The organism is Waterburya sp., assembly GCF_058530065.1.
In genome coordinates this window covers 1-3,610 of sequence record NZ_JBZNBU010000019.1, presented here as the reverse complement: position 1 = coordinate 3,610, position 3,610 = coordinate 1, and the positions used below count along the sequence as shown (strand labels likewise).

General features: G+C 38.7%; 3 protein-coding genes and 1 pseudogene. 1 reads left to right on the top strand and 3 read right to left on the bottom strand.

Translation table 11 applies throughout. The features are described from left to right. The first annotated feature begins 1 nt into the window (after position 1). Positions 2–1,075 carry an amino acid ABC transporter substrate-binding protein gene (locus tag AC33VI_RS01210; RefSeq protein WP_491780447.1) on the top strand — a complete coding sequence of 358 codons (1,074 nt, stop codon included), beginning with the start codon at positions 2–4 and terminating at the stop codon, positions 1,073–1,075. Positions 1,076–1,119: 44 nt separating this feature from the next. Here the strand turns inward: AC33VI_RS01210 and AC33VI_RS01205 are convergent. From AC33VI_RS01205 to AC33VI_RS01195, 3 genes and pseudogenes are all read right to left on the bottom strand, one after another. Next, a pseudogene (locus tag AC33VI_RS01205) lies at positions 1,120–1,323 on the bottom strand (serine/threonine protein kinase); the annotation flags it as partial. 305 nt (positions 1,324–1,628) lie between these two features. Continuing rightward, positions 1,629–1,976, bottom strand: coding sequence for a hypothetical protein (locus AC33VI_RS01200; protein ID WP_491780446.1), 348 nt, complete (start codon positions 1,974–1,976; stop codon positions 1,629–1,631). 430 nt (positions 1,977–2,406) lie between these two features. Beyond that, positions 2,407–3,610, bottom strand: a 1,204-nt coding sequence (locus tag AC33VI_RS01195; protein ID WP_491780445.1) for an NAD(P)-dependent oxidoreductase, incomplete at its 5' end; no start/stop codon positions are given.

Here is a 3,610-nt window from a genome sequence, read left to right as displayed (position 1 = left end):
TATTTTTTCCCATAACGTGAAACCCAAATTTTTTGTTTTATTATTATTTTTTATCTTAGCTACTAGTTGTCACAGTCAAAACGGCGATTCGAGCAATTCCAGTAACGATCTTGCACTACAAAGCGATCGCCAGAGTCGCTTGGATCTAGTCAAACAGCGAGGCAAATTAATCTGCGGGGTTAACGGTCAATTGCCTGGATTTAGTGCAGTAGATGACAATGGTAACTATTCAGGAATGGATGTAGATTTTTGTCGGGCGATCGCATCCGCTTTATTTGACGATCCAGATCGGGTAGAATATCGCAATCTCAACGCTCAAGAACGTTTTAAGGCAGTGACTGCGGGAGAAGTAGATTTATTGAGTCGCAACACTACTTGGACTCTCAGCCGAGATACTTCTATGGGGATGGAATTTGCTCCTACTACTTTTTATGACGCTCAAGGTTTGCTAGTGGCTAATAATAGCGGAATTGAGATGCTAGAAGATGTAGATAATAAATCTGTCTGTATTTTATCTGGAACGACTCACCAACAGAATTTAGAAGTTCGGATGAGAAAATTGGGTTTGAGTTACACTCCCTTGTTGTTTGACGATGCGGATAGTCTCTATGAAGAATATGAAGAGGGAAATTGTCAGGTGGTAACTAGCGATCGCTCTCAATTAACTGCTCGTCGCGCTCTATTCGACCGACCTGAAGAACATTTAGTTTTAGCAGAAACTCTTTCTAAAGAACCTTTAGGCCCTCTGGTGGCAAATGGCGATTCTCAATGGTTTGATGCGGTTAAATGGACGGTTTATGCTCTAATTCAAGGAGAAGAGTTGGGAATTAATTCCCAAAATGTTAACCGTTTAGCTAAAAGTAAAGATCGGGAAATTAATCGGTTTTTATATTTAGAAGACAATCTGGCACAGAATCTCGGCTTGCCTAATGATTTTACTAGACGAATTATTCAGCACGTTGGTAATTATGGTGAAATTTACGAGCGCAATATTGGCGAACCTTTTGCTTTGGAAAGGGGTTTAAATGCTTTGTGGAAAGATGGTGGTTTAATGTATGCACCGCCTTTTAGGTAAGTAATAAGTAACTAATAGCTTAATTGATGTCTAAATAATCTTTTATTCAAAGCTTTTAAAACTTGAGCTTCTCGCTCAAATAGTTTTAATTCTTCCCAGCGCATTTGAGGATTAAAAGCCAACAATTTAATCGCTACTTCTAAATTGCGATCGCGATCGATTGCTAGCCAAGTTTGATGTCCCGTTGCAGTACGTCCCAACCCTTTTTGAAGTTGGTATTGATTATTTAATAAGTAGTTGTGCAAAATTAATTGGATAGTTGAGATTGGGTTTAGGGGTTAGGGGTTAGGGGTTAGGAAAATATGGAATATACAAATAATTCTGCTTAGGTACTTATTTGTTCTGCTAAGAAAACCACGATTTAGTTATTAGTTATGAGATGTTAGCCATTAGTGATTAGTATTATCGAACAATTGATTTCCAAACTTATTTTGTTACAAAACAAAAATTACCTGGGCTAGTGAATAAACAACGCTCCTACAAACATATAAAACACTAACAACTAATGACTCTTTTTACCAATATTTTTTTATTTTGAAACGGATTTATTAAACTATTTTCCCAAACCGAGAAAATTCTTCAACCATTCTAAGAAGTTACCCACATCTTGAGTGGAAACTTTCAGCAAAGAGAGAATACCTACCAAAATCAAAATTGTACCAATGAGAAAATTATTCTCGTATAAAGACAAACCAACGATCGCCACAAAATAAGGGGAGACAATCCGACTGATTTTCTCAACTGTAGAAACAAGTTCGTTTGATTCGACAAGAGTAGGTTCTTCGGTTTGTAATGAAGTTTCTTGAGATTTTAGTTCTACAGCAGTAGGAGGCGACAGTTTGATGTCTTTGAGATCTGATACTGTGGGTTTTTGCGCTTCACGGGGAGACTTGCCAAACATAACTCAATCCTTTTAGGGCTAGATATCTGCTGTTATTTTAACCTTATTGTTTTGAAAGATTGTAAGCTATGGACTGCTAATTAACCCCTAAGAAACAAATTAGTCTGCTAAAGCTGGGTAAAGATAAAAGCGGTATACCCAAAATGACGGGCACTTGTCCTTGTCCCAAAAATTCTCTAATATAACCAGGGCGATATGTATCGGAAACATGATTTATCAAACCTCCCCAATCGTGCTTGGATATGGCTTTTTAATCTGAGTTCGCGATAAGAGAATTGCTCGAAGAGAATAGTCTTTAGTTTTTAGTTTTTAGTTTTTAGTTCTTAGTTTTTAGTTTTTAGTTTTCAGCGGGCAGTAATGCCCCGCAACTAAATTTTTAAACTGCTTCGCGTTCGGGTTAAAAATTATACTCAATTGACGTTAGATTCGTTTAGCTCACATAATCTCTTAAATATTCATAAGGTTGGTTCAAATCACCCTTAAAAGCGATCGTTCCTTCGTCAATCATTCGACTATCAGTTCGATTCAACTCAGCCCAGACTATTGAGATTAATCGCTCGCCAAAATCTTCTGAGGCATCTCTCGGCAGTTCGTTGGGAAGATTATCTACTGCCATGACATCGACACAGTGACTTTGAAATGGCTGGGTTTCTTGTTCTGATACAGGATCATAACCGTAAATTGGCTCGGCGATCGAAGAAGCTCTGATAGTTGCAGGAATTGAGGAATTAGGAGCAATATCGCAGGTAACATCGGCAATGATCTGAATGGTAAAATTCTCTTGCTTCATGTCTTCTTTGGTAAAGAAAACTGGAATACGCCGATCCCAATAAATACCATTGAGCATGATATTTGCAGTATGGGTATAGGGTTCAAAAATCGACTCATACTGTTCGGGATATTGATAATAATGAGTTTCATCAAAAGAAGCCGATCCTGGTTTACGGTACATATCTTTAACCGTTAACTGTGTATAAACAGGCTTGTTAAAATTGTGTTCTAAAAATGCTTGAGGCGAAACTCGTTCGATTGCCATCAGCTCCAGCGCTTCAGTTGCTCCATTAGCAACTCTACCCTCTCCCGTGACTACCAGCTTGATGTTAGATAGGGGTAAGTTCTGATAATAGGTTTGAGCTTCTGCCCAGTCATGACAGTGATGCATGGGTTTGAGATTGAATTCTCGCGATCGCCTGCCCCAAGTCAAAATCGCATTGTGACCGCCCACAATTCCCGCCCAGCGTCCAAAAGCAATTACTCTTCTGCCATTTTCATCCCGCAGACATTCATAGTCAATCAGGCGAATTTTTTGTTGCAGAATCGAACGGAGTAGTTCCCGATTATAGGGTTGTTTTTTGATTGTATGGGAGAAAAAGAGGTAAGTTTTATTCGGCAGCAGCATTGAAATAGGAACTTCTTTAATTCCTAACAGCAGATCGCACATCTCAAGATTTTCGGTTATTGGGATACCTTGACTTCGATATTCGGAATCGGTAAAGCAGCGATCTGGACTGGGCTGGACAAATATTTGTAAGTTGCGATCTTTATCTTGCAAGTATCGGCATTGCTTTGGTGTTAAGGGTACTCTAGAATCGGTTTTTGTTTTGCCTTCTCTAACGATTCCTACTTTCATAATT

Coding starts and splice junctions, on each gene's coding strand:
- AC33VI_RS01200 (WP_491780446.1), bottom strand. CDS start 1,976: ATGTTTGGCAAGTCTCCCCGTGAAGCGCAAAAACCCACAGTATCAGAT.